This is a genomic window from Bacillota bacterium (assembly GCA_040754675.1).
In the GTDB taxonomy this organism is placed as follows: domain Bacteria; phylum Bacillota; class Limnochordia; order Limnochordales; family Geochordaceae; genus Geochorda.
In genome coordinates this window covers 1-2838 of sequence record JBFMCJ010000515.1, presented here as the reverse complement: position 1 = coordinate 2838, position 2838 = coordinate 1, and the positions used below count along the sequence as shown (strand labels likewise).

Below are 2838 nucleotides of genomic sequence, written 5' to 3'. Positions count from 1 at the left end.
AAGTCCTCCAACGCACCTATCGATACGACACACGGGGGTCCAACACCGCATACAACACATCGACAAGCAGATTGAACAGGACAATCACCGAAGCGCTGAACAATACCACCCCCTGCACAAGGGGGAAGTCATACGATCCCATGGCGTCTACCAGCAACTTGCCAAGGCCGGGCCAGGCGAACACGTTCTCGATGACCACCGCCCCTCCCAGCAGGTAGGCAAGGAGAAGTCCAGAGTATGTGAGGACTGGGTTGATGGCGTTTCTGAGCGCATGGCGGTAAATGACCGTTCGCTCAGCCAATCCCTTTGCCCTTGCAGTGCGCACATAATCCGCGCCAACCACCTCGAGCATGCTGGAACGCGTCAGCCGGGCCAACACGGCCGTAGGTCGAAGGCCCAGCACCAGGACGGGCAGCACCAGGTGGGCAATGGTACCAGTACCGCCGATGGGAAGCCACCCCGTGCGAAAGGCCAGGTAGTACAACGAGACTACCCCCACCCAGAAGGCCGGAGCAGAGACACCCGCTGTGGAAAGGGCAATTACCAGGCGGTCGAAAGCCCTGATTCGAGACGTCGCAGCAAGGACCCCCACCGGGATTGCTACCAGTAGCGCCACCAGAACCGACGCGGTTGCCAAGACAGCCGTGTTGGGCACGCGCTGAAGTATCAGGGTAGAAACGGGTACGCGCAGCCGGAACGACCTGCCTAAATCTCCGCGCAGTGCTTTGGTGAGATAGTCCGCATATTGCACCAGGACAGGCCGGTCAAGCCCCATCTCGTGACGTAGTTGCGCTAGGCCTTCCGCTGTCGCCACATGCCCTCCAATCAATATGCGCGCCGGATCACCCGGGATGATGTACATTAGAAAAAAGGTAATCGTGATGACGCCCCACACGGTCACGGGGACCCAAAGAAGGCGCCGTGCCACGTAAGTAGACACTCCAGCACCTCCAGTGACTTCCTGTTGAGGGTGAGAGCCCCACCTACCGCGGGGCTCTCACCCCCTCCGAGTTACTTCTCCAGCCATGTCCTGGCGCGGGAAAGGTAACCGTAGACGTGCAACTGGGCATCAGCACCCCGAACCCACGGTTGGACAGCCCAGAAAGCGGTCGTGTGGTATATGAAGGCCCAGGGGGCCTCGTCAACCACTATCTGCGCCGCCTCCTTATACATAGCTTCTCGACGGGCCTCATCCGTGATGTGCCTCGCCTGGGTCGTCAACTCGTCCACCCGGGGGTTCTTGTAAAAGCACGGGTTGTTGATCCCCCAGTTAGCGGAATTGAACAGGCTGTACATGAACGTGTCGGGGTCGGCGTAGTCGGCGGTCCAGCCCCACCAGAACAGGCCAGCGTCTCCCCTGGACACGGCATCGTAGAATGCCCCTGTCTGCATGAGCCGTATCTGGACCTTGATGCCCACTTCCGCAAGCTGGCTTGCGATGAACTCGGCAAGGCGTTTCTCAGCGTCACGGGAAAGGGTCCAAAGCTCGCACTCCAGCCCCTTGCCGTAACCTGCCTCTGCCAAAAGTTGCTTTGCACGTGCCGGATCGTACCCTATGGCCTTGATCTGAGGATCGTACCCTAGCAGCCCTGGCGGTACAGGCCCCACGGCCGGTCGGGCCCGTCCCCCGGAGAACAGAACCTGTACCACCTTTTCGCGGTCAATCGCATGCGCTATTGCCGTACGTATCCGCACATCGTCAAAGGGCTTTTTCCTGACATTCATGGCCAGCCCGAACACGTCAGGGCGACTCTGTTTGAGGATCTGGTACTTCCCACTTGAGACCACATGCTGGAACACCGAATCTGGAATGGGGTACATCTCGTGGACCTGCCCAGCTTCGAACTGCATCGCCAAAGAGGCAGAATCGGGGATGATACGGTACACCAAGCTGTCCAAATAGGGCAGACCCCTCTCGAAATAGTCCGGGTTCTTGACCAGCCTGATGTACTCTCCCTCTTTCCACTCCTCGAACTTGAAGGGCCCGGTGCCAACCGGATGACGAGCGAAGTCATCCCCATATTGTTCCACTGCCTCGCGCGGCACCACGTAGCCGAAGTTCATGGCTAGAAAATACGGGAAGATGGCCAGGGGCTCCTTGAGAGTGATCTGCACAGTGCGGGGATCAACGACTCGGATGCCTGAGACTTCCTTGGCCTTCCCCTGGTTGAACTCCTGCGCCCCGACCACGTCCGCAAACGCAAACGCGCCGTCCGACTTGGTCTTGGGGTTCAGCACCCGCTCTATGCTGTACTTCACATCATCCGCAACGAGTTCGCGCCCGTTATGGAATTTGACCCCCTGACGCAGTTTGAATGTGTACGTCTTGCCGTCTGAACTAACCGACCAGTCCTCTGCAAGGTCACCCTCCAACTGCTTGCCGTCTGCCGTATAGCGGAGTAGCCCGTTGAAAATGTTCCTCATCGGCCCTTGGTTACCCCACGTCGCTGGGTCCAGCGACCAGGCATCTGCCAGCCCAATTACATACTCCCCGCCTGAGCGGGGGCCACCCGTTTGCGGGCTCGCGGGCTCAGGACCTTTTCCCGCACAAGAGGAAAGCAGTAACGCTCCCACCAGGATCGACATCAACAGCCAGCTTCGCCGTAGCATGGGTTCACCTCCTAGTCAGTCAGTACGACTCATTCGGTTGTCAAGCCTATTCCACCGTCTTCCCCCTGTTCCTGCCACCACCGGCATGACTCATACACCTGGATCTGGCCCCTCTTACCTCCCTTCGCCGTGTTCTCACGGCTGCAAATGCATCCGTAGTCTCTCCCGGGCTGCCAGTAGCGCGTCGCTCAGGCGGTTGCTTTCCATAAGGGCGGGACCCAGCAAAAG

At 59.1% G+C, this 2838-nt stretch carries 2 protein-coding genes; both read right to left on the bottom strand.

The window, feature by feature from the left end; translation table 11 throughout:
• Window positions 1-16: 16 nt before the first annotated feature.
• Complete coding sequence (locus tag AB1609_20010) at window positions 17-940, bottom strand: ABC transporter permease (protein MEW6048728.1); 924 nt, start codon at window positions 938-940, stop codon at window positions 17-19.
• Between the two features lie 71 nt (window positions 941-1011).
• On the bottom strand, window positions 1012-2424 hold the full coding sequence (locus AB1609_20005) for an ABC transporter substrate-binding protein (GenBank protein MEW6048727.1): 1413 nt from the start codon (window positions 2422-2424) through the stop codon (window positions 1012-1014).
• Window positions 2425-2838: the final 414 nt, after the last annotated feature.